The 26206-nt window shown below is 29.1% G+C and carries 26 protein-coding genes; 24 read left to right on the top strand and 2 right to left on the bottom strand.

From position 1 onward, the window contains the following. Positions 1-71 precede the first annotated feature (71 nt). The 3 genes from AC4FQV_RS07390 to AC4FQV_RS07380 all read left to right on the top strand — a co-directional run bounded on the left by AC4FQV_RS07390 (position 72) and on the right by AC4FQV_RS07380 (position 3677). The gene (locus AC4FQV_RS07390; RefSeq protein ID WP_491165221.1) at positions 72-1508 is read left to right on the top strand and encodes a DEAD/DEAH box helicase; all 1437 of its coding nucleotides are present in this window, start codon (positions 72-74) and stop codon (positions 1506-1508) included. Between the two features lie 163 nt (positions 1509-1671). Then, a complete protein-coding gene (locus AC4FQV_RS07385; protein ID WP_491165220.1) occupies positions 1672-2127 on the top strand; it encodes a hypothetical protein in 456 nt (151 codons plus the stop codon). Positions 2128-2300: 173 nt separating this feature from the next. Further along, positions 2301-3677 (top strand): MATE family efflux transporter, encoded by a 1377-nt coding sequence (locus AC4FQV_RS07380; RefSeq protein ID WP_491165219.1) that lies wholly within the window; start codon positions 2301-2303, stop codon positions 3675-3677. Positions 3678-3712: 35 nt separating this feature from the next. Here AC4FQV_RS07380 and alr read toward each other — a convergent pair whose 3' ends face one another. Beyond that, positions 3713-4873 (bottom strand): alanine racemase, encoded by a 1161-nt coding sequence (alr, locus tag AC4FQV_RS07375; protein WP_491138081.1) that lies wholly within the window; start codon positions 4871-4873, stop codon positions 3713-3715. A gap of 291 nt (positions 4874-5164) precedes the next feature. Between alr and AC4FQV_RS07370 the strand changes: the two genes are divergently transcribed. From AC4FQV_RS07370 to AC4FQV_RS07360, 3 genes are all read left to right on the top strand, one after another. Then, positions 5165-6940: an aminopeptidase P family protein gene (locus tag AC4FQV_RS07370; RefSeq protein ID WP_491165218.1), complete on the top strand. Its 1776-nt coding sequence runs from the start codon at positions 5165-5167 to the stop codon at positions 6938-6940. A gap of 122 nt (positions 6941-7062) precedes the next feature. Further along, complete coding sequence (locus AC4FQV_RS07365; protein ID WP_491138083.1) at positions 7063-8190, top strand: aminopeptidase; 1128 nt, start codon at positions 7063-7065, stop codon at positions 8188-8190. 39 nt (positions 8191-8229) lie between these two features. Then, a complete protein-coding gene (locus tag AC4FQV_RS07360) occupies positions 8230-8679 on the top strand; it encodes a GNAT family N-acetyltransferase (protein ID WP_491165217.1) in 450 nt (149 codons plus the stop codon). A 77-nt stretch (positions 8680-8756) separates the two neighbouring features. Here the strand turns inward: AC4FQV_RS07360 and AC4FQV_RS07355 are convergent, their stop codons facing one another. Further along, positions 8757-9428 carry a YitT family protein gene (locus AC4FQV_RS07355; protein ID WP_491138085.1) on the bottom strand — a complete coding sequence of 224 codons (672 nt, stop codon included), beginning with the start codon at positions 9426-9428 and terminating at the stop codon, positions 8757-8759. A 422-nt stretch (positions 9429-9850) separates the two neighbouring features. Here AC4FQV_RS07355 and AC4FQV_RS07350 point away from each other — a divergent pair, with 422 nt between their 5' ends. From AC4FQV_RS07350 to AC4FQV_RS07265, 18 genes are all read left to right on the top strand, one after another. Further along, positions 9851-10390, top strand: coding sequence for a GNAT family N-acetyltransferase (locus AC4FQV_RS07350; protein WP_491165216.1), 540 nt, complete (start codon positions 9851-9853; stop codon positions 10388-10390). A gap of 204 nt (positions 10391-10594) precedes the next feature. After that, positions 10595-10771 (top strand): hypothetical protein, encoded by a 177-nt coding sequence (locus AC4FQV_RS07345; RefSeq protein WP_491165215.1) that lies wholly within the window; start codon positions 10595-10597, stop codon positions 10769-10771. Positions 10772-11158: 387 nt separating this feature from the next. Beyond that, a complete protein-coding gene (locus tag AC4FQV_RS07340) occupies positions 11159-11800 on the top strand; it encodes an NUDIX hydrolase (protein ID WP_491165214.1) in 642 nt (213 codons plus the stop codon). 492 nt (positions 11801-12292) lie between these two features. Continuing rightward, positions 12293-13423, top strand: a complete 1131-nt coding sequence (locus AC4FQV_RS07335) for a 1-propanol dehydrogenase PduQ (protein ID WP_491138089.1) — start codon at positions 12293-12295, stop codon at positions 13421-13423. Positions 13424-13772: 349 nt separating this feature from the next. Next, positions 13773-14123, top strand: a complete 351-nt coding sequence (locus AC4FQV_RS07330) for a BMC domain-containing protein (RefSeq protein WP_491138091.1) — start codon at positions 13773-13775, stop codon at positions 14121-14123. Positions 14124-14127: 4 nt separating this feature from the next. After that, positions 14128-14562, top strand: coding sequence for a EutP/PduV family microcompartment system protein (locus AC4FQV_RS07325; protein WP_491138092.1), 435 nt, complete (start codon positions 14128-14130; stop codon positions 14560-14562). An 18-nt stretch (positions 14563-14580) separates the two neighbouring features. After that, positions 14581-15156, top strand: a complete 576-nt coding sequence (locus AC4FQV_RS07320) for an ANTAR domain-containing response regulator (RefSeq protein ID WP_491138093.1) — start codon at positions 14581-14583, stop codon at positions 15154-15156. A gap of 1 nt (position 15157) precedes the next feature. Next, positions 15158-16582, top strand: a complete 1425-nt coding sequence (locus AC4FQV_RS07315; RefSeq protein ID WP_491138094.1) for a GAF domain-containing sensor histidine kinase — start codon at positions 15158-15160, stop codon at positions 16580-16582. A gap of 202 nt (positions 16583-16784) precedes the next feature. Continuing rightward, on the top strand, positions 16785-18218 hold the full coding sequence (gene eutA, locus AC4FQV_RS07310) for an ethanolamine ammonia-lyase reactivating factor EutA (RefSeq protein WP_491165213.1): 1434 nt from the start codon (positions 16785-16787) through the stop codon (positions 18216-18218). 18 nt (positions 18219-18236) lie between these two features. Beyond that, a complete protein-coding gene (locus AC4FQV_RS07305; RefSeq protein WP_491138098.1) occupies positions 18237-19604 on the top strand; it encodes an ethanolamine ammonia-lyase subunit EutB in 1368 nt (455 codons plus the stop codon). A 16-nt stretch (positions 19605-19620) separates the two neighbouring features. Continuing rightward, positions 19621-20511 carry an ethanolamine ammonia-lyase subunit EutC gene (gene eutC, locus AC4FQV_RS07300; RefSeq protein WP_491138099.1) on the top strand — a complete coding sequence of 297 codons (891 nt, stop codon included), beginning with the start codon at positions 19621-19623 and terminating at the stop codon, positions 20509-20511. A gap of 21 nt (positions 20512-20532) precedes the next feature. Beyond that, the gene (gene eutL / locus AC4FQV_RS07295) at positions 20533-21186 is read left to right on the top strand and encodes an ethanolamine utilization microcompartment protein EutL (protein ID WP_491138100.1); all 654 of its coding nucleotides are present in this window, start codon (positions 20533-20535) and stop codon (positions 21184-21186) included. An 11-nt stretch (positions 21187-21197) separates the two neighbouring features. After that, positions 21198-21890 (top strand): BMC domain-containing protein, encoded by a 693-nt coding sequence (locus tag AC4FQV_RS07290; protein WP_491165212.1) that lies wholly within the window; start codon positions 21198-21200, stop codon positions 21888-21890. Continuing rightward, positions 21890-23368, top strand: coding sequence for an acetaldehyde dehydrogenase (acetylating) (locus tag AC4FQV_RS07285; protein WP_491138102.1), 1479 nt, complete (start codon positions 21890-21892; stop codon positions 23366-23368). Before AC4FQV_RS07290 ends, AC4FQV_RS07285 begins: the two co-directional genes overlap by 1 nt. A 138-nt stretch (positions 23369-23506) precedes the next feature. Then, complete coding sequence (eutM, locus tag AC4FQV_RS07280; RefSeq protein WP_003453976.1) at positions 23507-23797, top strand: ethanolamine utilization microcompartment protein EutM; 291 nt, start codon at positions 23507-23509, stop codon at positions 23795-23797. 75 nt (positions 23798-23872) lie between these two features. Continuing rightward, positions 23873-24649: a cobalamin adenosyltransferase family protein gene (locus AC4FQV_RS07275; protein ID WP_491165211.1), complete on the top strand. Its 777-nt coding sequence runs from the start codon at positions 23873-23875 to the stop codon at positions 24647-24649. A gap of 24 nt (positions 24650-24673) precedes the next feature. Beyond that, on the top strand, positions 24674-25309 hold the full coding sequence (eutD, locus tag AC4FQV_RS07270) for an ethanolamine utilization phosphate acetyltransferase EutD (RefSeq protein WP_491138104.1): 636 nt from the start codon (positions 24674-24676) through the stop codon (positions 25307-25309). Between the two features lie 44 nt (positions 25310-25353). Continuing rightward, positions 25354-26091, top strand: a complete 738-nt coding sequence (locus AC4FQV_RS07265; RefSeq protein WP_491165210.1) for a TIGR02536 family ethanolamine utilization protein — start codon at positions 25354-25356, stop codon at positions 26089-26091. Positions 26092-26206 lie beyond the last annotated feature (115 nt).

The raw sequence follows: 26206 nt of genomic DNA, 5'->3' as shown, positions 1-26206 counted from the left end.
TAGAAAAAATGAATATATGGTATAACTATAAGAAGACTAATAAAGTTTTAAGAAGGAGATAAACATAATATATGAAATTTAACGAATTAAATTTAAGTGAGAATATTATAAAAGCACTTAATAACTTAGGATATAAAAATCCATCAGAGGTTCAAGAAGAATCTATTCCAAAATTATTAAAGGGTCAGGATATTATAGTTAAATCACAGACGGGAAGTGGAAAAACAGCAAGTTTTGGTATACCTATTTGTGAAAAAATAAATGTTTATGAAAATAAGGTTCAATGCTTAGTTCTAACCCCAACGAGAGAATTAGCAATTCAAGTTAAAGATGAACTTTCTAATATAGGAAGATTAAAAAAGGTTAGATGTGCGGCTATATTTGGAAAACAACCTTTTAATGAACAAATAAGAGAACTTAAACAAAGAGTACACATTGTAGTTGGAACTCCAGGAAGAGTTTTTGACCATATGGAAAGAGGAACATTAGATTTAAGTGAAATTAATTATGTAGTTATAGATGAAGCTGATAAGATGCTTTCAATGGGATTTATTGACCAAATAAAGGATATATTAGATGAGTTAAGATTAAATAAAACAACGGCTTTATTTTCTGCTACTTTTTCTAAAGAAATAGAGGAAATATGTGAAGAATATATGAGAAATCCTGTTCTTTTAGAGGTTAAATCAAAGATTTTTAATAGAGATAAAATAGAAGAAAGTGTAATTTATATAGAGGAAAAAAATAAAGAAAAAGCTTTATGGAAGTGTCTTTATGCATATCACCCAGAAAGTGCTATAGTTTTTTGTAATACAAGAAATAAAGTAAAAAATGTTTATAAAATGCTTAAAGATGAAGGTATAACTTGTAATGAACTTCATGGAGATATGGAGCAAAAAAAACGTATTGAAGTTATGGAAAACTTTAGAGATAAGCATTTTAAGGTTTTAGTTTGTACTGATATAGCAGCAAGAGGTATTCATGTAGATAGTATAGAACTTGTTATAAATTATGAAGTTCCAATGGAGAGAGAAAGTTATGTTCATAGAATTGGAAGAACAGGAAGGGCTGGAAGAGAAGGAAAAGCAATTACCTTCTCAAATAATTATGAAAAAAAATATTTTGAAGCTATAGAAGAGTATATTGGATACTCTATAAAAATTGCATCTCTTCCTTCAGAGGAAGAAGTTAAATTAGGGAGAAAACTATTTAAGGAAAGTCAAAAACTTCAATTAAAAGAGAGTAAAAAACCTAAGGCTAACATTCATAATGATTTAGTTAAGATACATATTAATGGAGGAAAGAAAAAGAAAATAAGAGCCTTTGATATTGTTGGATGCTTTAGTAATCTACAAGGGTTAACAGGAGAAGATATTGGAATAATTGATGTTCAAGAGGGCTTTTCCTATGTAGATATTTTAAATGGAAAGGGAGAGAAAGTACTTAAAAACTTTAAGGAAGTTACAATAAAGGGGAAAAAGGTAAAAATACAAAAAGCAAAAAAATAAAAATTTAAATTTGTAATTTGACTAAATACTAATAAAGTAACAAATAAAATAAAAAAAGCATATATTGTAAATAAAGAAGCAGTCTTTTAAAGAGAATTAAGGTAAGATGTATTTTATTATATCTTACCTTTTTTAGAAGAATTTTTATATAAGAGGTGGTTGTATGAATAAAAAATTTGCTATCTCTATTATTACTTTATTTGCAGTTTTTGCTTTAGTACTATATATAGGTTTAGATTATGATAAATATTTTGGAGAAAATCAATCATTAAATCAAAAAATTACAAGTATTATAGAGAGTGAAGAGGATAAGAAAATTAACCTTGATTCTTTAACTAAAAGTGTAGATTTAGAATGGGAAGAAGTTTATTTAATTTCTCCTTATGAAAATGTAGTAGAATTTTTTAAGGAAAGAAATATATATATTAAAGAAAAAACATATAAATCAGAGAGGGATGAAATTTATATGTTAGCCTTTTCTAGATATTCTAATGAAGTAGGAAAAGACAAAATAGTAGAATACACATATGTTCCTAGAAAATATGTTAATCTTGAAAAGTTAAAGGATAAAGAAGTAACTAAAGGGATTTTTTATAAAGTTAAAGGTGATTCTATTTAGTTATTAAAGTTCTAAGTTTTATGCTTAGAACTTTTTCATGTTTAAAATTAATTTTTACAAAGAATTATATTGAAAATATTTAATATATTATTAAATTTTTACAAGTATATTAAATTAAGGAAGAATGCTATAATTTACAAGGCATTTAAAATTTACATTAAGGGGGGCTAATTATGATTATAACTAGTGATAAAAGATTTTATAGGTTATTATTTAGTATTGCTTTACCTATAGCTATACAAAATTTAATAACCTTTATGGTAAGTATGGTAGACACATTGATGGTTGGTTCCTTAGGAGAAGTTCAATTATCAGCAGTTTCTATAGCTAATAATTTATTTTTTGTTCTTACTATTTTAATGTTTGGGCTAGCTGGTGGTTCTAATATTATGATTTCTCAGTATTGGGGGAAGGGAAATGTAAAAACAATTCATAAGATTTTAGCAATAATGTATAGAGTGTGCTTGTTAATAACGGGTATTTTTATAGTAATAGCTTTGTTTTTTCCAAAGTATTTTATGGGGATTTTTACAACTGATAATGAGGTTATAGAGTTTGGAGCAAGTTATTTAAGAATAGTCTCAATAGGATATGTTTTTTATTCTGTAACTAATTGCACAATAATGATGCTTCGCTCTGTTAAGACTGTAAGTATTTCAATAATTGTTTATACAGCTTCTTTAATAGTTAACTCTATATTAAATTGGATTCTTATATTTGGTAACTTAGGTTTTCCTAATCTTGGGGTGAAGGGAGCTGCCATAGCTACTGTATTTGCTAGAATAACTGAGTTTTCTATAGTTATTTTATTTATGTTTATATATGAAAGAAAAATAGCACTAAAGTTAAGTTATCTTATAAAGGTTGATAAAGATATTTTAAAGGATTTTATTTCTTTATGTACTCCTGTATTATTTAATGAATTACTTTGGGCAATAGGTGCATCTATGATATCCGTAATAGTTGGAAGAATGGGAACTGATGTAGTTGCTGCTAATAGTATAAATGCTGTTGCTCATCAATTTGTAACTGTTTTTATTTTTGGAATGTCTAATGCTACAGCGGTTATTATAGGAAATACCATAGGTGAAGGCAAAAAAGAAAAGGCTAAAGAATATGCAAAAAGTATAGGAATATTTAGTATAATTATGGGAATTATATCAGGACTTATGATTTTATTTATAAAACCTTATATAGTTGATTTTTATAACGTATCCTATGAAACAAAGGCAATAGCAATGGAAATAATGACAGTAACTTCTTTAGTAATAGTTTTTCAATCTCTTGCAAGTAACTTTATGATGGGTGTATTAAGAGGGGGAGGAGATGCAAAGTTTGTCTTAATAAATGACCTTATTTTTATGTGGCTTGTGGCAATTCCAGGAGGATTTTTTGTGGCATTTTTATTAGAACTTCCAGTTGCTTTAGTTTTCTTAGTTATAAAATGTGATGAAATATTAAAATCTCTTACTAGCGTTTATAGAGTTTTAAGTGGAAAATGGGTAAATGATGTAACTAAGAATTACGAACTTGAAGAAATTAGATGTTAATAAATAAAAAAAGGAAGATAATATTATCTTCCTTTTTAAATATAGTTTCTTACCTTTATAACTTTATTATTTTTAATATAAATTCTAGGAACTCTATGACTAATCATACAAAGTATTTCATAGTTTATTGTTCCCATAATTTTAGCCATGTCATTTGCATCAAATCTTAATCCTTTATCCTCTCCTAAAAGAATTACTTCATCACCAATTTTAACATTTTCTATATGGGTTACATCAATCATGCATTGGTCCATACATATTCTGCCTATAACATTTGCAAATTGTCCATTTATTATAACCTTAGCTTTTCCGCTAAGAAGTCTTGAATAACCATCAGCATAACCAATAGGAAGTGTTGCTATTTTAGTTCTTTTAGTAGTTTTATAGGTTCTTCCATAACTTACATACATATTTTCATCAAGTTCTTTAACAAAGGCTACAGTTGTTTTTAGAGTAAGTGCTGTTTCAAGTTTTAAGTTTTCCTTTTTTACTTCTTCAGAAGGATAGTATCCATAAGATATTATTCCACATCTAACTCCATCTAAATAAGTTTCAGGTAAATCCATAATAGCACCACTATTAGAAGCATGTTTTAGTGGAATTTTTATTCCTTCTTTTTCTAAAGCTTTATTAAAGGAAACTAATTTAGAAAATTGTTCATAAGTATATCTTTTATCTCTTTCATCAGAGGTTGCAAAATGAGTAAATAGTCCTACAACTTCAATTCCTTTTAAGGAACATATTTTTAAAACCTTTTTAAAATCTTCTTCATTAGGAAGGAAACCTATTCTTCCCATACCAGTATCTAAAGCTATGTGGATTTTAGCTTTTTTACCTAATTTTAAAGCTATTTCTGATAATTCATTTGCATAATCTAAGTCATAAACAGTTTGTTCTATATCATTATTTATTAATCTTTCAGCAAAATCTATAGGAGTATATCCTAAAATCATAATTGGAGCAGTTATTTTAGCTTCTCTAAGTTCTTCAGCTTCAGTTATTATGGCAACAGCTAGTCTAGAAGCACCATTTTCTAAAAGAGTAGAAGCTACATCTAAGGCACCATGGCCATAAGCATTAGCTTTTACAACAGCTATTATTTCTTTATCTCCTACAAGATTTTTAATTTCTTTCATATTATTTGCTATTTTATCTAAATCTATTTCAGCCCATACAGGTCTAACACATATATCCATCTATAAACACCTCATATTAATAATTAAAAACTCATTTTTACGCTTAAAATAATTTTTTAAAGTAATAAAAAAAATTTATTATTACAAAATAAGCTACATATAATATTATAAGATATTTTGCCATAAAGGAAAGAACCACTATAATTGTAATTTTTATAATAGGTGGTTTATATAAACCTAAGATAGACTTTTATGATTAAATGTTAAAGTCTTTTTATTATATTTTAATTAAAGAGCTTTTGTGTTAATCTTTATGAAAGCATAAGTAAATAATAAGGGGGAGAATAATTTATGGAAGTAAGAAAAAAGTTAGAGATTTTAAGAAATCTTATGAGAGAGAAAAATATTGATTATTATATAGTGCCAAGCTATGATTCTCATCAAAGTGAATATGTTTGCGACTATTATAAAGGAAGAGAATATCTATCAGGATTTACAGGTTCCTTTGGAACTCTTCTTGTAACTTTAAAGGAAGCTATTTTATGGACTGATGGAAGATATTTTATACAGGCCGTAAAAGAACTAAAAGATAGTGAAATTAAAATGTTTAAAATGGGAATAGCAGGTTGGCCAAGTCTTTTTCAATGGCTTAAGGAAAATTCAAAGAAAGGAGAAACCATAGGATTTGATGGAAAGGTTTTTTCTTTAAGTGAATATAAAGATTTTAAAAATTTATCAAGAGAAAATAAGTTAAATATAAAAATAGATGAAGACCTTTTAGAATATTTATGGAAAGATAGACCAAGTCTTCCTAAAGAAAAGGCATTTTTACATGAAATTAAATATTGTGGAAAAAGTGCAAGGGAAAAAATAAGAGAAGTTAGAGAAGAAATGAGTATTTTAGGTGTTGATAATTATGTTATCTCCTCTTTAGATGATATAGCTTGGCTTTATAATATAAGAGGAAATGATGTAAAGTGTAATCCTGTTGTTTTAAGTTATGCTAGAATAAATCATAAAGAAGCTTATCTTTATGTAGATAAAAGTAAGTTTAATTCTATTATGAAAGAAAAACTTTTTAAAGAGGGAATTTTATTAAAGGATTATAAGGATATAGGAGAGGATTTAAAATCATTAGAAGGAAAAACTTTAATAGACCCAGATAATATAAGTGCTTATTTATATGAATGTATTAAAAATAAAAATGAACTTGTAGAGGGTATGAATATAACAACTAAGCTAAAGGCTATTAAAAATTCTGTAGAGCTAGAAAATTTAAGGAAATGTCAAATAAGAGATGGAGTAGCCATGGTTAGATTTATGAAATGGCTTAAAGAAGGTATAGGAAACTTTGAAATAAGTGAGATATCTGCTTCTGATAAGCTTTATGATTTTAGAGTTTTAGGAGATTTATTTAAGGGAGCTAGCTTTGAAACCATATCTGCTCATAAGGAACATGGTGCTATGATGCATTACTTTGCAACAGAGAAAAGTAATTATATTTTAGATAAAAAAGGATTTTTATTAATAGATTCAGGTGGACAATATCTAGATGGAACAACAGATATAACAAGAACCTTTGTTTTAGGAGATTTAACTTATGAAGAAAAAAGAGATTATACATTAGTCTTAAAGGGACATATAGGTCTTATTACAAGTAAATTTTTAAAAGGAGCTACAGGTTCTTCTTTAGATATAAAAGCTAGAGAACCTTTATGGGAGGAAGGCATTGATTATAAATGTGGAACAGGGCATGGAGTGGGCTTTTTCTTAAATGTTCACGAAGGACCACAGAGAATAAGTCCAGTACCAAATAGAGTTTCATTAGAATTAGGTATGATTATAACTAATGAACCAGGAATTTATAGAGAAGGAAAACATGGTATAAGAATAGAAAATACAATGGTTGTAGCAAAAGATACTTATTCTGAAGAATTTGGAGAGTTTTATAAATTTGAAACTATATCTTATTGTCCTATAGATTTAGAGGGAGTAGAGGTAACTTTATTAAGTAAAAAGGAAATAGAGTGGCTAAATAACTATCATAGAGAAGTTTATGAAGTATTATCGCCTTACTTAAATAAGGAGGAGAGAGAGTTTTTAAGAAAGGAAACAAGAAGAATATAATATCTTTAATTTATTAAATTTTAAGAGAAATAAACTTGTAAGTATTTTTAAAAATATTCTTTTTCTTTATATAGTTTCAAAAATTTTAGAGGAGTATAATAGAGATAATAGGAGGGATATATATGGCAGATCAAAGATTAAATAAGTTAGCTAAAATACTTGTAAACTATTCAACAGAGGTTAAGGAAGGGGATTTTGTTTTTGTTTCTTGTAATGAGGTTGCAAATCCTTGGCTTAGTGAAGTTGTAAAGGAAGCTATAAAGAAAGGCGCTCATGTTGAATATGTTTTAGAATCAGAAGAGGCTAAGGAGGCAAGACTTAAATATTCTTCAAAGGAACAATTATTATCAGGTAATTTAATAATGGAAACTATGTTAAAGAGAGCAGATGTTTGGTTAAGTGCCTGGGCTTCTAGAGATACCAGAGCTTTTAGTAATATAGATTCTGAAAAAATAAAAGATAGTAGAGCGGGAGAAAAAGGATGGAGAAAGTTCTATTCGGGAAGAATGGGAGATGGTTCTTTAAGATGGTGTGGAACTCAATTTCCAACTTATGCAGATGCACAGGAAGCTTCTATGAGCTTTAGTGAATATGAGGATTTTGTCTATGGAGCTGGACTTTTAGATTATGATGACCCAGTAGAAGAATGGAATAAGATAAGCAAAGAACAAGAAAGATGGGTTAATTATTTAAATAATAAAAAAGAGCTTCATATAATAGCAGAAGGAACTGACATTAAAGTTTCAATAGAAGGTAGAAAATGGATAAATTGTGATGGTAAAGTTAATTTCCCAGATGGAGAGATATTTACTTCACCAGTAGAAAATAAAATTAATGGACATATAACCTTCTCTTTCCCAGGAATTTATGCAGGAAAAGAAATAGAAGGTATAGAACTAGAGGTTAAAGATGGAAAAGTTGTTTCATGTAAAGCTAAAAAAGGAGAAGAATTATTAAAGGCTTTATTAGAAACTGATGAAGGGTCAAGCTATTTTGGAGAAGTAGCAATAGGTACAAACTATGGAATTAAGAAGTTTACTAGAAATATGTTATTTGATGAAAAAATAGGAGGAACAATTCATATGGCTATAGGTGATTCTATGCCAGAAGCTGGAGGAAAAAATACTTCATCACTTCATTGGGATATGCTTTGCGACATGAGAAATGGAGGAAGAATATATGCAGATGGAGAACTTTTTTATGAAAATGGAGAATTAAAAAAGGAGATATTAGAAAAGTATAACCTTTAATTTAAGAAAAACTTATTTAATTTAGGAGAAATTTTATTTATGAGCGATATATATGAATTAAAGAAAGAGGATTTAGATAGTTGTGCAAAGCTTTTTGTAAAAACCTTTGGTGAAGAACCTTGGAAGGAGCCTTGGACTTTTGAAAGAGCAAAAAAAAGATTAGAGGATGTATTTCTTACTCCAGGTTTTAAGGGAGCTATTTTAAAAAATCAAGGAAAATTAGAAGGAGCTATTTTAGGAAATTTAGAACAATGGTTTGATGGAGAAAATTTTTGCATAAAAGAATTTTTTGTAGATTCTGATTCTCATGGAAAGGGAAATGGAAAAAAACTTTTAAACTTTTTAGAAGGGAAACTTGTAGAGGAAAATAATATAGGAACAATTCATTTTTGGACATTAAAAGGAAGTAGAGCTGAAAGTTTTTATAAAAAAGGTGGATATGAAATTCCAGAAGAACTAACAATTATGAGAAAAAATTTAAAAGAGTAGTTTAAAAGAAGATACTAGAAGGTTTTTAAAACTTTCTAGTATCTTTATTTTAATAATTTTCTTTACTTTTATTAAGATTAGACTGTAAAGGAACCATTTTTTTCTAAGGCCTTACTATCTTTATCATCTTTAATATCTGGGTCTATTAAGTCTTTGTTTTTATACTCATATATTATTCCTATAAGTTTTCCACTTATACAAACAGCTATTATTGAGAAGAAGATTTGTTTAAAATCTAAATAAACTAAAGACATAATTAGAACAATAGCATCTGTTAAAAGATATACATGTTGAACTTTAAGAGGAGTAAATTTATTTCCTAATAAAGCAATAACATCATCTCCACCAGAGGCACCACCACCACGCAATACTATACCAGCACCAACACCAACACCAACACCAGCTAAAATACTAGCAATTAGCATATGGTCTGAAAAGTTTGGTGTTAAGAAACCAATACTTTCCCAAATCTTATAGAAGATAGAGAAACAAAAAGTTGCAAATAGTGAGCAGGCTAAAAATTTCTTACCAAAAAATTTAGAGCCTATAGCAAATAAAGAAAGGTCAATTATTAAGTTTGTTATAGATGGAGATATGTTAAAAACGTTTTTAACTAAAAGCAATAAACCTAAAACTCCACCTTCTGTTACATTGTTTTGATAGTTAAAGTTATAACTACCAAAGGCTAAGATACTTGAACCTAATGCAATTAAAAACATGCTTTTCAAGATCTTCTTTTTCGATTCCAAAATATCACTCTCCTAAATTTAGAGTAATTAACTATAAAGAAAATAGCAGACTTATTTATAGGCCTACTATGTAGAATAAAATTATGAATTTTAAATTATATTTTATAGTAAATTACTTTCTATAAATATTATATTATTTGCATATAATAAGGGCAAATCACTTTAAATAAGTATTTTAAGTATTAAAGAGTTAATTCTTTAATATAAATAAATGGCCTTTACGGTCATCTTATTTCCTTTAAACTCTTCATTTTTACAAGCTTTTCCGAATTCTTAAAAATTTGTTGTTAATAGTAATAAAACTTACTATGAATAAAGAGTTAATAGATATAAATTTATTTTTATTTGAAATACTATAATTGATAAGAAATTTTATTAATTTAAAGTTTAAATTAATAAATCTAAAGAAAGGAAGTTTTCTTATGAAAGTAATTGTTAGAAAAGAATTAGAAAAAGATTATAAAAATGTGCAGGTTTTAGTAGAGGAAGCTTTTAAAGATGCTGAGTATAGCGACCATATGGAACATATTTTAGTAAGTAAACTTAGAGAAGGAGAAAACTTTATAGAAGGATTATCTTTAGTAGCTGAAAGAGAAGGGGAAATAGTTGGCCACATACTATTAACTAAAGCTAATATAGAAAATGAAAATGAAAAATATGAAACTCTTGCTTTAGCACCAGTTTCAGTATTGCCTAAATATCAAGGCGTTGGAATTGGAAGAGAGCTTGTAAGAGAAGGAATGAAAATGGCTAAGGAACTTGGTTACAATTCTATAGTTGTTTTAGGACATGATACTTATTATCCTAAGTTAGGATTTAAAAAAGCTTGTGATTTTGGTTTGAAAGCACCTTTTGAAGTTCCAGAAGAAAAGTTTATGGCTATAGAGTTAGAAGAAGATGCCTTAAAAAATATAAGTGGTGTTGTAAGGTATGCTAATGAATTTTTAGAATATAAAAAATAAAATAATTAAAAAGGAGCTTAATTAATAAGCTCCTTTTTAAAACTTTACTTTTAAATATTCTTTACAAATTTTTATAGATATTGTATGAAAAATAGCTCTAGTGTAAAATAATGTTATAGTGTAAAGTTTTGTTTTAAGATTTAATTATATTTTAAACTTTAGAGAGTTTTACATTAAATAGATTTTTAGAAAAGAGGATTAGTTATGAGTAATGTAAATGAAAATAAAGAGGCTAGAAATGAAGTTATTAAGGAGTCTTCTAAATCTATTGCAGAGGAAATGAGAAAACTACAAGAAAAAGAAGATGAGAAAAATAGAGAGGAAGCTTTAAAAGAAACATCAGAAAAATTAGCTGAATATATGAGAAAATTAGAAAAATAATTACATATAAGCCTATAGAAATAATTATTTCTATGGCTTTTTTATTTTAATAATATTAATTCTATTAAGGGAATTTAAGGGCTTAAATTATAATTTTTGAAATAAATATATTTATTTCAAAAAGAAAGAAATCAGATTAATAGCTATAAATATATATTTATTATTAAAAAGATAAAATTACTTTTAAAAACTTTGGAATTATGGATAAAAATAACTATTTTATTAAAAAACTATTGCTTTAGTGTTAATTTAGAATTATAATGTAAACGTATTAAGATATTGGTTTATATATGTATAGATTTAGTTATATAATTTATTTTTAGTCTTCCTGTGCGGTTAAAAGGGAGGACTATTTTTTTATTTCTTAAAATTTAGGGGGAGTATTTTATGGATAATATAGAGAAGATAAGAAAAATATTTTCTAATTATAATATAGGAATAAATGGGGAAGAAGATATGAAAAGATGTTCTGTTCTTGTTCCAATTTTAAAAGTAAATGGAGAAGAATGCATACTTTTTGAAATAAGAAATAACAATTTAAATAGCAATCCTGGAGAGATTTGCTTTCCTGGTGGAGCTATAGAAAATAATGAAACACCTAAGGAAGCTGCTTTTAGAGAATGTTTTGAGGAGGTTGGATTAGGAAAAGCTAATTTTGATATTATAACGCAATTAGATTATTATATTTCTCCAAATAATATATTAATCTATCCTTTTTTAGCTGTTCAAAAGGAAAGTCCTTTTAATATAAAGGAGTTTATTAAGATAAATAAAAGTGAGGTTTATGATGTATTAATAATCCCTTTAAGTTATTTCTTAAACTATAAGACAGAGGTAACTTATAATAAGATTTTAAATATTCCTAGAGAGGATTTTCCTTTTAATAATATATTAGGAGGAAAAGACTATAAATTTAAAGAGGGAAAATATAGAGTTATTTTTTATAAGTATGAAAAGTATGTGATATGGGGAATAACTGCAAGAATATTAGAGAATTTTTTAAGAGAGTATAGAAAATATAATAAATAGGAAAATATTTTTAGAATTTTATTTATATCTTTAAAAATAAAAAAGACAAATACTTAAAAGTATTTGTCCTTTTTAATCACATTCAATAATACGTAAATAACACAAAAGTGCATTAAAAATGAAAAAAATAATTATTTTATCGATGACAGTTAAGAAAAGAGGGTTTCACCGATAAAACCTTTACATTGATTATAATATAATATTTTTAAAAATGCAAGAAAATGTTTTCAGAAATAGAATAATTTTAATTATTATAAAATTAAAGGGCTTTTTAACTTTTTAATTTAAAGTGATTTAAGTTTTATTGACAAGCTTTTTTAAAAAGAGTATATTTAAAATAACACAATGTGGTGTTTAAAGAGCAAGGAAGCTCCATAGGAAATCCCTATGGAGCTTTTTATTTTTTTATTTTTTACTTTTTATAATCTTTTATAAAGAGTAAAAATATTTAAAATTACACTATCACAGATTAAGAAGAAGAGGGGAGTTAAGATGAAAAGGTTTAAAATTAAGACAGAGATACTTTTTGGAGAAGGAGCCTTAGATTACTTAAAAGAATTTAAAAATAAAAAAGTATTTATAGTTACAGATCCCTTTATGGTAAAGTCAGGCACTATAAATAAATTAAAAGAAAATCTTAGTGAATCAGAAATTTTTGTTTTTAGTGAAATAGTTCCAGACCCACCTATTGAGTTAGTTGTAAATGGAATAGAAATGATAAAGACTTTTAATCCTAATGTGGTTATTGCTTTAGGTGGAGGGTCAGCTATAGATGCAACTAAGGCAATAATAGATTTTTCTAAAAAATTAATTAAGTTAAAGGATATTAAATTTATAGCTATACCAACAACTAGTGGAACTGGGTCAGAGGTAACATCTTTTTCAGTAATAACAGATAAAGAAAAAGGGGTTAAATATCCTTTAGTATCAGAGGATTTACTTCCAGATGTAGCAATATTAGACCCAGAACTTGTTAAGACAGTTCCAAATTTCATAACAGCAGATACAGGAATGGATGTACTTACTCATGCCTTAGAAGCATATGTTTCTAAAAATGCAACTGATTTTTCTGATGCTTTAGCAGAAAAAGCTGCAACTTTAGTATTTAAGTATTTATTAAAAGCTTATAATAATGGAGAAGATTTAGAGGCAAGAGAAAAAATGCACAATGCTTCCTGTTTAGCAGGATTAGCCTTTAATGAAGCTTCTTTAGGATTAAATCATGGTATTGCTCATGTTTTAGGAGGTAAGTTTCATGTTCCTCATGGAAGAACTAACTCAATATTATTACCTTATATAGTAGAATATAATGCTAATATAACAAGCTATAATTCTAAGGAGTTTAGTAAAGCTGCTGAAAAGTATGCTAAAATAGCTAAAATGGTTGGATTACAAGGGTCAAATACTAGAGGATTAGTTAAAAATCTAATAAATGAGATTAAGAAGATGCAAAAAGACATGAATATGCCTAAAACTTTAGGAGAATGTAATGTTTCAAGAGAAGAGGTTAAGAATTTAGAAGAAGAAATTGCTAAATTAGCCTTAAAGGATGCTTGTACAGAAACTAATCCTAGAGAAGCAAGAGAAAAGGATATAATAGATATTTTAAATAAAATTATATAGTTAAAATTTTATATTTACTTAAAGCTTCAAGGGAATTTTTTTAACCTTTGAAGCTTATTTTATTTATGTTAAAAGAGGGCTTTAATAAACAGTTAAATTTTTATCAATAAAATTATTAATATGACAAAAGGAGGTGAAAAATATGTAAATATGTTGACAATTGTCTTTTGAAATTTTATAATAAAAATATCACAAAGGTGTGATTAAGTTTTAGGCAATGTAGCTTCTTAAAGGTATTTCATTTACTTAAAGATAGGAATGAAACTTTAAGGAGCTTTTTTATTAAATAAGTATGAAAAGGATTTAATAAAAAGTAGATTTTTAGGTGGGAAAGTAAGGTGAGAAGTATATGGGAGAAGAAACAAAGCAGAGGATTATACAAGAATATGTACCAGGGAAACAGGTTACTCTTGCACATATAATAGCTAATCCAAATGATGACATATATAAAAAATTAGGGCTAATAGTTGACAGTAAAGATGCTATAGGGATATTAACTATAACACCTAGTGAAGCTTCTATTATAGCTGCAGATGTGGCAACAAAGGCTTCAGGGGTTTCCTTAGGATTTATAGATAGATTTAGTGGCTCTTTAGTAGTAACTGGAGATGTAAGTTCTGTAGAATCAGCATTAAATGAAGTTTTAGATGTATTAAGTAATATTTTAAATTTCTCATCAACTAAAATCACAAGGACGTAGAAATATGGGAAGAGTAATATTTATGGGTAAGACAGGCTGTGGAAAAACAACCCTTTGTCAAGCCTTAAACAATTTAGAAATAAAATATAAAAAAACTCAAGCTATAGAACTTTATGATAATGCTATAGATACTCCAGGAGAATATATGGAAAATAGAGGATACTACACAGCTTTAATAGTTACCGCAGCAGATGCTGATATTATAGCTTTAGTATATGATTGCACCTCTGAAGAAGGATATATTGCACCAGGCTTTGCAAGTATTTTTTGCAAAGAAGTTATAGGTATTATTACAAAGATAAACTTAGCTAAGGATGAAGCTGAAATAGATTTAGCTAGGGAGAAGCTAAAATTAGCAGGAGTTAGCAAAATCTTTGAAGTTGATACAGTAGACAACATAGGTGTAGAAGAGTTATTTAACTACTTAAACGAATTTTAATTTTGAGGTGAACTGTTAATGAAAAGAACTATAGTAATAGTCGATGATGAGCCTATTACAAGGATGGATACAAGAGAGATTTTAGAGGCTAATGGATACGATGTTGTAGGAGAGGCTTCTGATGGTTTTGAAGCAATTGAGGTTTGTAAAACTCACAATCCTAGCTTAGTTTTAATGGATATAGACATGCCTTTATTAGATGGAATAAAAGCTAGTAAGGTATTGACTAAGGAAAAGTTAGTTGGGGGCATAATATTATTAACAGCCTTTGAAGATAAAAAATATATTGAAATGGCTAAAGAGGTAGGTGCCTTTGGATATATAATAAAGCCTGTAAATGAGAAGGTATTTATTCCTACTGTAGAGATGTGCTTATCAAAGGCAGAGGAATTTGATGAACTTAAAAAAGATTTTGATAAGATAAATAACAAATTAAATGATAGAAAGTTAATAGAGAAGGCAAAGGGAATACTTGTTAAGCAATTAAATTCTAATGAAAATGAAGCTTACAATAAAATAAGAAAGTTAAGCATGGATAGAAGAACTACCATGGCTGAAATTGCAAAAATAATTATTGTTGGCTATGAGGGATAATATGCTTGATGAATTATGTAAAGAATATACTCTTTTAGATGAAGAGGAAATAAGTGCAATAAGAGAAGTTTCAAAATCTTTACAGATTATGGCTGACTTTTATGAAAGTGATGCTTTTATAGATGTTTTAGATAAAGAAGGGAACTTTGCTATTGTTGTAGAACACGCTATTCCAGAGGATAAGCCTTCCTTATATAAAGAAAAAGTTGTGGGTAAAAAAGCCCTAAAGGAAAATGAACCAGGAGTTATAGAAACTTTAAAAAATGGAACTGTTAACAAGGACATAAAAGCATTAACTCAAGAAAATAAATTTGTTAAGCAGAAGATACATCCAATTTTTAAGGGAGAAAAAGTTGTAGGTGTTGTAATAGTAGAGCAAGATATTAGTTATGAACTTGAAAGTGATTTTAAAATTGATATAAGCTCTGCTAAAAAGAGTTCTGAATCTAAAGATTTTTTAAGTCTTTTAAGAGAGGGAACTTTAATAACTAATAATCTTCACGATGGAATACTTGTTTTTGATAAGAGAGGAAAATTAGTTATAAAAAATACTAAAGCAGAAAATATTTATAAAAGCTTAGGATATGATAGCATAGAATGTGGAGATGATTTTAATAAATTGTCCTTAGATAATTCAAGGTTTTGTGATTTTTCTAAAATCATAAAGGATAAGGATGAGTTTAAACAGGTTAAAGAAGTACAAGTTAAAAATTCTTACTTTGAATTAAGCAGAACCTTTATAGATAAGGAAAACTTAAGCATTATAGAGATAATAAAGGATATAAGTGAGGTTAAGCATAAGGAAGCAGAGATAGTTTTAAAGTCTGTAGCCTTAAGAGAAGCTCACCATAGAGTTAAAAATAGTTTGCAAACAGCAGCCTCTTTACTTAGAAGCCAAAGTAGAAGATGTAAAAATGAAGAGGTTAAGGAATACTTGCAAGAGAGTGTAAATAGAATTTTAGCAATTGCAACTACTCATGATTTATTATCTAAATCCCAAGGAAATAATGTTGAAGTTAAAGAAGCTCTTGAAGTTCTTGCAGAAAATATTAAAAAAAGTTTTTATGGTTTAAATATAAATATTTATATAACAGGAAGCAACTTTTATATAAATGGAGAAAAATTAACAGGTCTTTTATTAATTATGAATGAACTTATTCAAAATTGTTTTGACCATGCTTTTAAAAATAAAGAAGAAGGAACAATACAAATCCTTATACAAAGCAATGGAGAAGATAAGGTTATAGCTATTGTAGATGATGGTTGTGGTTTTGATTTAGGTATAATTAATAATAATAATTTAGGTCTTTTTATAGTGAAAAGCTATATAAGAGATCAACTAAAAGGAAATATGAGTATAAACTCTAATAAAGATGGAACTAAGGTATTATTAAATTTTAAAATTGAAGAGGAAGAATTTAAATAACTATAAACTGCGAAGTAGTGGTTTGAATTGAGCAATGAGGCTTAAGGTTATAGAAAATAAATTTAGATTTTAAATCTATTTATTTCTGTAGCTTTAAGCCTTTTTAGTTCTTTAAAATAATAATTTTAGTTAAGGTTTAATTAAAATATTATAACTTAGTATGAAAAATACTATCATAAATAAATATTAAGGAGGTGAAAGGATGAGAGAGGAACTTTTAAGTGTTGGAATAGATATAGGCACAAGTACAACTCAACTTATATTTTCAAAATTAATAGTTGAAAATGAAGCATCAGCTTTTACCGTTCCAAGAATAAGTATTGTAGATAAGGATATTATCTATAGAAGTGATGTTTACTTTACACCACTTATTTCAAATACTGAAATAGATGGAAAGAAAATAAAAGAAATTATTGAAAAAGAATATGAAAAGGCTGGAATAAATAAGGAAGATATTAAAACAGGCGCTGTAATAATAACAGGAGAAACTGCAAGGAAGGAAAATGCAAATGATGTTTTGCAAAGTTTAAGTGGATTTGCAGGGGATTTTGTTGTGGCAACAGCAGGACCTGATTTAGAGAGCATAATAGCTGGAAAAGGGGCAGGAGCTCATATTTATTCTAAAGAACATTCAACTAGTGTTGTAAATATTGACATTGGTGGAGGAACAAGTAACCTTGCACTTTTTGTAAGAGGTGAGGTTAAGGAAACAGGATGTTTAGATGTAGGTGGAAGGCTTATAAAGATTAATAAAGCTACAAAAGAAATAACTTATATTTCACCTAAAATAGAAAGAATAATAAAAGAAAATAATTTTAATTTAGAAGTTGGCAAAATAGCAACTTTAGAAAATATTAAACCTATAGTAGATATGATGGTTTCTTGGCTTGAAGAAAGTGTTGGTTTAAAGGCTAAAGATAAATACTTTGATTACATAGTAACTAATAAGAGTATAGCTTTAGAAAATGAAATAAAATGCATATCTTTCTCAGGAGGAGTTGCAGATTATATATACAAGGAAGAAGAAATAGAAGATTATTTTAAATATGGAGATATTGGAATAATTTTAGGGGAAGCTATAAAAAATTCAGATTTATGTAAAAAGCTTAAGGTTGTTAAATCAATTGAAACTATAAGAGCAACTGTAGTTGGAGCAGGTTCTCACACTACAGAGATAAGTGGAAGCACCATAACATATACTGAAGATAGTTTTCCTATAAAGAACTTACCTATATTAAAGCTTAGTATAGATGAGGAAAGCAATGGAGCTTATGAACTTGAGAAGGCTCTAAAGAAAAAAATAGAATGGTTTAAGTTAGAAAATGATTTTCAAAAAATAGCAATAGCAATTAATGGAAAGAAAAATCCATCCTTTAAGGATATACAAGAATATGCAAAGGGCCTTGTAGAAGGCATGAGAGGTTTAATAGAAAAGAATGGAGAGTTAATTGTAGTTGTAGAAAATGATATGGCAAAAGTTTTAGGACAAGCAATATATTCCCTACTTGATTTTAAAAAGGAAATCATATGTATTGATGGAATTAAGGTTGAAAATGGTGATTATATAGACCTTGGTGCTCCTATTGCAGAGGGGAAGGTATTACCTGTTGTTATAAAAACATTAGTTTTTAACTAATTGGAAGGAGGATAAAAAATGATTTTAAAAACAAAATTATTTGGCAGAGTTTATGATTTCAAATCTTTAAATGAGGTTATGGCTAAGGCAAATGAAGAGAAATCAGGAGATAAATTAGCAGGTTTAGCAGCAGAATCTTCAGAGGAAAGAGTAGCTGCAAAGGTTGTTTTATCTAATATAACTTTAGAGGATTTAAGAAATAATCCAGCAGTTCCTTATGAAATAGATGAGGTAACTAGAATAATTCAAGATGATGTAAATGAAAAAATATATGATGAAATAAAACATTGGACAGTATCAGAATTTAGAGAGTGGATTTTAGATGAAAATACAACAGGTGCTGATATTAGTAGAATTTCAAGAGGATTAACTTCTGAAATGGTAGCAGCTGTAGCAAAATTAATGTCTAATATGGACTTAATATATGGTGCAAGAAAGATAAAGGTAACAGCACATTGTAATACTACTATAGGAGAGAAGGGAACTTTATCTGCAAGACTTCAACCAAACCATCCAACAGATGACCCAGATGGAATAATGGCTTCTTTATTAGAAGGATTAACTTTTGGAGTTGGAGATGCTGTTTTAGGATTAAATCCTGTTGATGACTCTGTTGAAAGTGTTACTAAGGTATTAAAAAGATTTGATGAAATAAAGAGAAAATTTAAAATACCAACTCAAACTTGTGTATTAGCCCATGTAACAACTCAAATGGAAGCTATAAGACAAGGAGCACCAACAGATTTAATATTCCAATCAATAGCAGGTTCCGAAAAAGGAAACGAAGCTTTTGGATTTAATGCTGCAACTATAGAAGAAGCAAGACAATTAGCTCTAAAACAAGGAACAGCTACAGGACCAAATGTAATGTATTTTGAAACAGGACAAGGTTCAGAACTTTCCTCAGATGCTCACCATGGAGTTGACCAAGTAACTATGGAAGCTAGATGTTATGGTTTTGCTAAAAGGTTCCAACCATTTTTAGTTAATACTGTTGTTGGATTTATAGGACCTGAATACTTATATGATTCAAAACAAGTTATAAGAGCAGGACTTGAGGACCACTTTATGGGTAAATTAACAGGAATACCAATGGGATGTGATGCTTGTTATACAAACCATATGAAAGCAGACCAAGATGATATAGAAAACTTAGCTGTATTATTAACAACAGCAGGATGTAACTATTTTATGGGAATTCCACATGGTGATGATGTAATGCTTAATTACCAAACTACAGGATACCATGAAACAGCAGCTTTAAGAGAAATGTTTGGATTAACAGCTATTAAAGAATTCCAAGACTGGTTAGTTAAGATGGGATTTGTAGATGAAAATGGAAAACTTACTAAAAAAGCAGGAGATGCATCTGTACTTTTAAGATAGGAGGGAGAAGAGAGTTATGAACGAAAAAGATTTAAAACTAATGGTTGAGCAATTAGTTAGCCAAATGGTTGGACAAGTTGATATGCAATCAGTTGAAAAAGTAGTTAAGGAAGTTTCTAAAAGTCAATCTCAAGGAGAAAATAGTGATGAATTTATCCCAGATATTACAGAGATAGATTTAAAGAAACAACTTTTAGTTGATGACCCAGTAGATAGAGAAGCTTACTTAGAGATGAAAGCTAAAACACCAGCTAGATTAGGTGCTGGAAGAGCAGGAGCAAGGTATAAAACTATATCTGCTTTAAGAATGAGAGCAGACCATGCAGCAGCTCAAGACTCAGTATTCTCAGATGTTTCTGAGGAGTTTATAAAGAAAAATAATTTTATAGCAGTTAAAACAATGTGTAATGATAAGGATGAATATGTAACTCGTCCAGACCTTGGAAGAAAATTCTCAAAGGAAACTTTAGAGTTTATAAAAGAGAAGTGTGATAAAAATCCTAAGGTTCAAATAATGGTTGGAGATGGTTTAAGTTCCGCTGCTATAGAGGCAAATGTAGAAGATATTCTTCCTTCTATAGAACAAGGATTAAAAATGTATGGTTTAAATGTTGGACCTATATTATTTGTTAAATATTGTAGAGTTCCAGCTATGGATGCTGTAGGAGAAGCTACAGGAGCAGATGTTGTTTGCTTATTAGTTGGAGAAAGACCAGGACTTGTAACAGCAGAATCAATGTCAGCTTATATAGCTTATAAGCCAAAGGTTGGAATGCCAGAAGCTAAAAGAACAGTTATATCAAACATTCATAAGGGTGGAACAACTGCTGTTGAGGCAGGAGCTCATATTGCAGAACTTATAAAAACAATGTTAGATAAAAAAGCTTCAGGAATAGATCTTAAATAATAAGTTTGGAGGGAATTAAGCATGAAAAATGATTTAATACGTCCTAATGTTTTAAGCGTTAAGATAATATCAAATGTTAGCCCTGAGATGGCTAAAAAGTTAGAATTAGAACCTCATCATAAGAGTTTAGGTTTAATCACAGCAGATTGTGATGATGTAACTTATACTGCTTTAGATGAAGCTACAAAGGCAGCAGAGGTAGATGTAGTTTATGCAAGATCTATGTATGCAGGAGCTTTAAATGCTTCAACAAAATTAGCAGGAGAAATAATTGGTATCTTAGCAGGACCAAGCCCTGCTGAAGTTAGAAGTGGATTAAATGCTACTTTAGATTTTATAGATAGTGGAGTTGGTTTTATAAGTGCAAATGATGATGATTCTATTTGTTACTATGCTCAATGTGTATCAAGAACAGGTTCCTATCTTTCAAAAACAGCAGGTATAAGAGAGGGTGAAGCCCTAGCTTATTTAGTAGCTCCTCCATTAGAAGCAATGTATGCTTTAGATGCAGCATTAAAGGCTGCAGATGTTGAGATGTGTGAATTTTTTGCACCACCAACAGAAACAAACTTTGCAGGAGCCCTACTTACAGGTTCTCAATCAGCATGTAAAGCAGCTTGTGATGCCTTTGCAGAGGCTGTTCAATCTGTAGCTAGTAATCCTTTAGGATTCTAATAGAGTAAGATATGGGAAAAGCTTTAGGACTACTAGAATTTATAGGGTATGTTCCAGCTATATGTGCTGCAGATACTGCTTTAAAAGCTGCAAGTGTTAACTTGATTAAAATAGAGAAGGTTACAGGAGGAATTGTAACTGTAGAGCTTATGGGAGAGGTAGATGCTGTACAAGCTGCAGTTGAATCTGCTGAAAATTATGCAAAAAGAGTAGGAAGTTTAAGAAGTGCTCATGTTATTCCAAGACTTGATGAGGAAGTTCAAAATCTTTTAGTTAATAAAATAAATGAGCATAAAGAAGATATAGATGACGAAATTGAAGAACTTTTTGAAGAAATTGAAGAAGTTAAAGAAAACATAAGAGAAGAAATAAAAGAGGATTTAGAGGAAACTAAGGAAGAAAGAGAGCCTGTAGTTTATTTAGAAGAAAAGCAGGAAGAGATAGTAGAAGAAGTTATAGATAATAAAACTAAAGAAGAAAACTTAGAGGAAGAAGAGAAGAGAGATGAAATTTCTTTAGAAATTTCTAAGGATAGTGAAAGACCTAAGGAAAGAAATATAGATATCTCAAAGATGAGTGTTAAAGAGTTGAGAAAGAAAATTAAAGCTTTAAACCTTAACATAACTTCTAATAAGCTTAAGTCTCTAAAGAAAAAAGATTTAGTAGATATATTACTAAAATACAATGAAGAAGGTGAAAATTAATGGAATTTTTAGATAAAGACTTGGTTTCAATTCAAGAAACTAGGGGACTTATAAGAAAGGCTAAAGAAGCTCAAGTAAAGTTATCTCGTATGAGCCAACAGGATATAGATAGAATTGTTAAGGCTATATCTGATGCAGCTTATGAAAATTCTGAAAGACTTGCTAAGATGGCTAAGGATGAAACTGGTTTTGGTAAATGGGAAGATAAGGTTTTAAAAAATGTTTTTGCTGCTAAAACAGTATATGAATCTATAAAGGATATAAAAACTGTAGGTATAGTAGAAGAAAATCATGAAAAGAGAGCCTTTAAGGTTATGGTTCCTGTAGGTGTTGTAGCAGGACTTATACCATCAACAAACCCAACTTCTACTGCAATATATAAAGCTATGATTTCTATAAAGGCTAGAAATGCGATTGTTTTATCACCACATCCTAGTGCAAAGAAATGTATTATAGAAACTGCAAAAATAATAGCTAAGGCAGCAGAGAGAGCTGGTTGTCCTGAAGGTGCTATAGGATGTATTACAGTACCTTCTATTGAGGGAACTAATGAACTTATGAAAAACAAGGATACTTCCTTAATACTAGCAACAGGTGGAGAAGCTATGGTTAGAGCAGCTTATTCTTCAGGAACTCCAGCTATAGGGGTTGGACCTGGAAATGGACCTGCTTTTATTGATAAAAGTGCAGATGTTAAATTGGCAGTTAAGAGAATCTTAGATTCTAAAACTTTTGATAATGGTACAATCTGTGCTTCAGAACAATCTGTAATAGTTGAAAAGGCTATGGAAGAAGAAGTTATTAGAGAACTAAAGGAACAAGGAGCTTATTTCTTAACTAAGGAACAAGCAGAGCAATTATCTAAGTTTGTAATGAGAGCAAATGGAACTATGAATCCACAAATAGTTGGTAAAAATCCTCAAGAAATAGCTACTTTAGCTGGTTTAGAGGGAATACCTTCTTGGGCAAGAGTTTTAGTTCCAAGAGAGTGTCATGTAGGACATAAATATCCATTCTCAAGAGAAAAGTTAACAACTATTTTAACTTTCTATGTAGAAGAGAATGTAGAGGATGTTTTAAATAAATGTAAGGAAATCTTACTAAATGAAGGTGCAGGACATACCTTCTGTATTCATGCAAATAATGAGGACCTTGTAAAACGCTTTGCACTAGAGATACCAGTATCTAGAATAGTTGTAAATTCACCAGGAGCTTTAGGTGGTATTGGAGCTACAATAAACTTAGTACCAGCTTTAACTTTAGGTTGTGGTGCTGTTGGAGGAAGTTCTACATCACATAATATAGGACCTTTAGATTTAATGAATACAAGAAATGTTGCCTATGGAGTTAGAGAACTTGAAGATATTAAGGATTTAGCTAAGGAAGCTATGCAAGAAGAAAAATGTTCTTTTGACTTAGGTAATAAAGAAGAGCTAATAAATTTATTAGTTAAAAAGATTATTGAAGAACTTAAATAAAGTTAAGTCTTAAGTAAAGAGAGTTTTGTTTATAAAATTTTCATTACATAATGAAAAATTTTTATGTAAATAATTTAAAGATTAATTAAAGAGTAAATATTAAAAATAATTATAAGATATTTTGAGGAGGAATTTATTATGGCAAACGCAAACGCATTAGGAATGATTGAAACTAGAGGATTAGTAGGAGCAATAGAAGCTGCTGACGCAATGGTTAAGGCTGCAAATGTTCAATTAGTTGGAAAAGAGCAAGTTGGTGGAGGATTAGTAACTGTTATGGTTAGAGGAGATGTAGGTGCTGTTAAGGCTGCTACTGATGCTGGAGCTGCAGCTGCTGAAAGAGTTGGAGATTTAATATCTGTACATGTAATACCAAGACCACATTTTGAAGTGGATGCTATATTACCAAAGGCACCAAAAGCTGAATAATAAAGGTTGTAATTAGGGGTTGCATAAAAGTGTTTTATGCACTCCTTTTATACATCTAATAAGGGATGTGATAAGATGGCTGTTTTAACAGAAGGTGAGGTAAGAAAAAGGCTAAGTAGGGAAGATTTAAAAGCTTTAAAGGAATTTAGGGTTTTAAAGGGAGAGATAATAACTCCTTCTGCAAAATCTTATTTAGCTGAACATAATATAAATTTAGTTTATGTTAATCCAGAAGAAGAAAGATTAAAGAGAGAAACAGAGCCTAAAGAAATCGTAAAAGAGGTCTTTATAGAAAAAGATTACAAGTATGAAACTGTTTTTGGAGCTAAGTTAGATGAAAAACCAGAACATATGACTCAGCTAACAGGAAATCTTCTTGTATTTAAGGATCATAAAAGGATTAAATTTAGAGGAAAAATAGATTCCCTTGAAGCTAGAATTGTAGATACACAAATTCTTTGTGAAAAGCAAGGGATGCATAGCTTAGTTTTAGACCTTCAAGAAATATTAACTCTTATGGGAAAAATATTAAGATGTGAGGTTTTAGATGAGCCCCTAGGAAGCTTTACTCTTCAGGGAATGACAGAGAAGGAACTTAGAGAAAAATCACATTACCCTAAGAAATATTTTGGTATAGGACATGAAATGCCAACTTATGAAATGGGAGAGGTTGTATCTTCTTTAAACATCTTAAGAACCTTAACTAGAGAAACAGAGATTTCAGCTTATGAAGCCTTTAAGGGACAATATGGAGAAGTTGAAAGAGAAGATTTAATAAGAGCTTTAAATAGACTATCCTCAGCATATTGGATTATGATTTTTAAAGTTAGAACAGGAAAGTACGAAAAATAAAAGTACGAGAAATGGGAGGAAGCTATGGAGAATCTATTACAAGAGATTATAGACGAAGTAGTAAGAAGAGTTAAGGATGAGGCTTTTATAGAAGTTGAGGCTTCAGGAAGACATGTTCATTTAACTAGAGAGCATATAGATATTTTATTTGGAGAGGGATATGAACTAACTAAGGTTAAGGACTTATCACAGCCTGGTCAATATGCTTGTAAAGAGAGAGTTACTATATCAGGTCCTAGAGGAAGTATAGACAATGTTGTTGTCTTAGGTCCTCCAAGAAAAGAAACGCAAGTTGAGGTTTCTTTTACAGATGCCTTAGTTTTAGGAACTTTACCTCCAGTTAAGTTAAGTGGAGATTTAGAAGGTACTCCTGAAATAACAATTTCTACAAAAAGGGCTTCAATAGCCTTAAATAGAGGACTAATGGTAGCTAAAAGACACATACATATGTCTTTAGAAGATGCTAAAAAGTTTGGAGTTAAGGATAAGGACTGTGTAAAGGTTAAGGTTTTAGGAAAAAGACCTTTAATATTTGATGATGTAATAGTTAGAGTTAGCAAAGATTATAAAACCTATATGCATATAGATTATGATGAGGCAAATGCCTGTGGTTTTTCTAAAGGAACCTTTGCTTTAATTGTAGGAAAAGATGAAAAATAATAATTATTTTAAAAGCTCCTAAAGAAGGGAGGGTAAAGGAAAAGATGAATTATGAAAATTTAGTTGAGTTTTTAGTAGAGGAAATCTATAAAAGAATTCAAGAGGAAAATAAAAAGCAAATTCCTGTGAGAGAGAAAAAATCTCTAGTTATAGTAGGAGAGAGCAATGTTAGCTCTTATAAAAAAGCTTTAGGAGATTTTTCTGTTAAGTCTTTAACTTCAGAGTGTAAAGAGTGTGATGCTGTTTTAATAACCAAGCTTTGTTTAAGAGGACTTAGTAATATCTCTCAAGGAACTTGCACAACTAAGGAAGAAAGCTTTGTTTTAGAAATGCTTTTAAAGGGAAAGAAAGTTTACGTCCTTGAGGAAGGTATTCTATATAGAAGGTATAAAAATACAGCTCCTAAAGTTTTATATAATAAATATATTAAGTTTGAAGAGGAACTAATCTCTTATGGTGTAGAGATTGTAGAGGACTTAAAAGAGATTAGATTAGAAGAAAAAGAGGAAAAAACATATCTTAATGAGGAGATTAAATCTTTAGATTATGAGTCTTCTAATAGAGAAATGGACAAGACTAAAGAGGAATTATCTTTAGAGAATAAAAGTCTTGAAGAGGACTTTGTTTTAGACCTTTCAAAGAAGAAACTAATATCTGAAAGTGATTTAAGAAAGCCCCATATAAAAGGCATAAAGAGCCTTAAAGTAGATAAGGGTGCTATAATTACTCCTTTAGCAAAGGACTATATACGCATAAATCATTTAGATGTTTTGCTTTCTTAAAATTTAAGGATATGGATGATTTTGCTTTTAATCATCCATATTTAAAAAGTAAAATTAAATTTTTAGTATAAATTTTAAAAGTTTAAAGAGACCTTCTTTTATCTTATACATGAAA

The sequence above is a fragment of the Clostridium sp. TJA038 genome (genome assembly GCF_058310255.1).
The sequence above is the reverse complement of the archived record's forward strand: the minus strand, read 5'-3'. Positions and strand labels throughout refer to the sequence as shown.

Bases quoted from the DNA above. Each gene is read 5' to 3' on its own strand.
- AC4FQV_RS07390 (WP_491165221.1), top strand. From the start codon at position 72: ATGAAATTTAACGAATTAAATTTAAGTGAGAATATTATAAAAGCACTT.
- AC4FQV_RS07385 (WP_491165220.1), top strand. From the start codon at position 1,672: ATGAATAAAAAATTTGCTATCTCTATTATTACTTTATTTGCAGTTTTT.
- AC4FQV_RS07380 (WP_491165219.1), top strand. From the start codon at position 2,301: ATGATTATAACTAGTGATAAAAGATTTTATAGGTTATTATTTAGTATT.
- alr (WP_491138081.1), bottom strand. From the start codon at position 4,873: ATGGATATATGTGTTAGACCTGTATGGGCTGAAATAGATTTAGATAAA.
- AC4FQV_RS07370 (WP_491165218.1), top strand. From the start codon at position 5,165: ATGGAAGTAAGAAAAAAGTTAGAGATTTTAAGAAATCTTATGAGAGAG.
- AC4FQV_RS07365 (WP_491138083.1), top strand. From the start codon at position 7,063: ATGGCAGATCAAAGATTAAATAAGTTAGCTAAAATACTTGTAAACTAT.
- AC4FQV_RS07360 (WP_491165217.1), top strand. From the start codon at position 8,230: ATGAGCGATATATATGAATTAAAGAAAGAGGATTTAGATAGTTGTGCA.
- AC4FQV_RS07350 (WP_491165216.1), top strand. From the start codon at position 9,851: ATGAAAGTAATTGTTAGAAAAGAATTAGAAAAAGATTATAAAAATGTG.
- AC4FQV_RS07345 (WP_491165215.1), top strand. From the start codon at position 10,595: ATGAGTAATGTAAATGAAAATAAAGAGGCTAGAAATGAAGTTATTAAG.
- AC4FQV_RS07340 (WP_491165214.1), top strand. From the start codon at position 11,159: ATGGATAATATAGAGAAGATAAGAAAAATATTTTCTAATTATAATATA.
- AC4FQV_RS07335 (WP_491138089.1), top strand. From the start codon at position 12,293: ATGAAAAGGTTTAAAATTAAGACAGAGATACTTTTTGGAGAAGGAGCC.
- AC4FQV_RS07330 (WP_491138091.1), top strand. From the start codon at position 13,773: ATGGGAGAAGAAACAAAGCAGAGGATTATACAAGAATATGTACCAGGG.
- AC4FQV_RS07325 (WP_491138092.1), top strand. From the start codon at position 14,128: ATGGGAAGAGTAATATTTATGGGTAAGACAGGCTGTGGAAAAACAACC.
- AC4FQV_RS07320 (WP_491138093.1), top strand. From the start codon at position 14,581: ATGAAAAGAACTATAGTAATAGTCGATGATGAGCCTATTACAAGGATG.
- AC4FQV_RS07315 (WP_491138094.1), top strand. From the start codon at position 15,158: ATGCTTGATGAATTATGTAAAGAATATACTCTTTTAGATGAAGAGGAA.
- eutA (WP_491165213.1), top strand. From the start codon at position 16,785: ATGAGAGAGGAACTTTTAAGTGTTGGAATAGATATAGGCACAAGTACA.
- AC4FQV_RS07305 (WP_491138098.1), top strand. From the start codon at position 18,237: ATGATTTTAAAAACAAAATTATTTGGCAGAGTTTATGATTTCAAATCT.
- eutC (WP_491138099.1), top strand. From the start codon at position 19,621: ATGAACGAAAAAGATTTAAAACTAATGGTTGAGCAATTAGTTAGCCAA.
- eutL (WP_491138100.1), top strand. From the start codon at position 20,533: ATGAAAAATGATTTAATACGTCCTAATGTTTTAAGCGTTAAGATAATA.
- AC4FQV_RS07290 (WP_491165212.1), top strand. From the start codon at position 21,198: ATGGGAAAAGCTTTAGGACTACTAGAATTTATAGGGTATGTTCCAGCT.
- AC4FQV_RS07285 (WP_491138102.1), top strand. From the start codon at position 21,890: ATGGAATTTTTAGATAAAGACTTGGTTTCAATTCAAGAAACTAGGGGA.
- eutM (WP_003453976.1), top strand. From the start codon at position 23,507: ATGGCAAACGCAAACGCATTAGGAATGATTGAAACTAGAGGATTAGTA.
- AC4FQV_RS07275 (WP_491165211.1), top strand. From the start codon at position 23,873: ATGGCTGTTTTAACAGAAGGTGAGGTAAGAAAAAGGCTAAGTAGGGAA.
- eutD (WP_491138104.1), top strand. From the start codon at position 24,674: ATGGAGAATCTATTACAAGAGATTATAGACGAAGTAGTAAGAAGAGTT.
- AC4FQV_RS07265 (WP_491165210.1), top strand. From the start codon at position 25,354: ATGAATTATGAAAATTTAGTTGAGTTTTTAGTAGAGGAAATCTATAAA.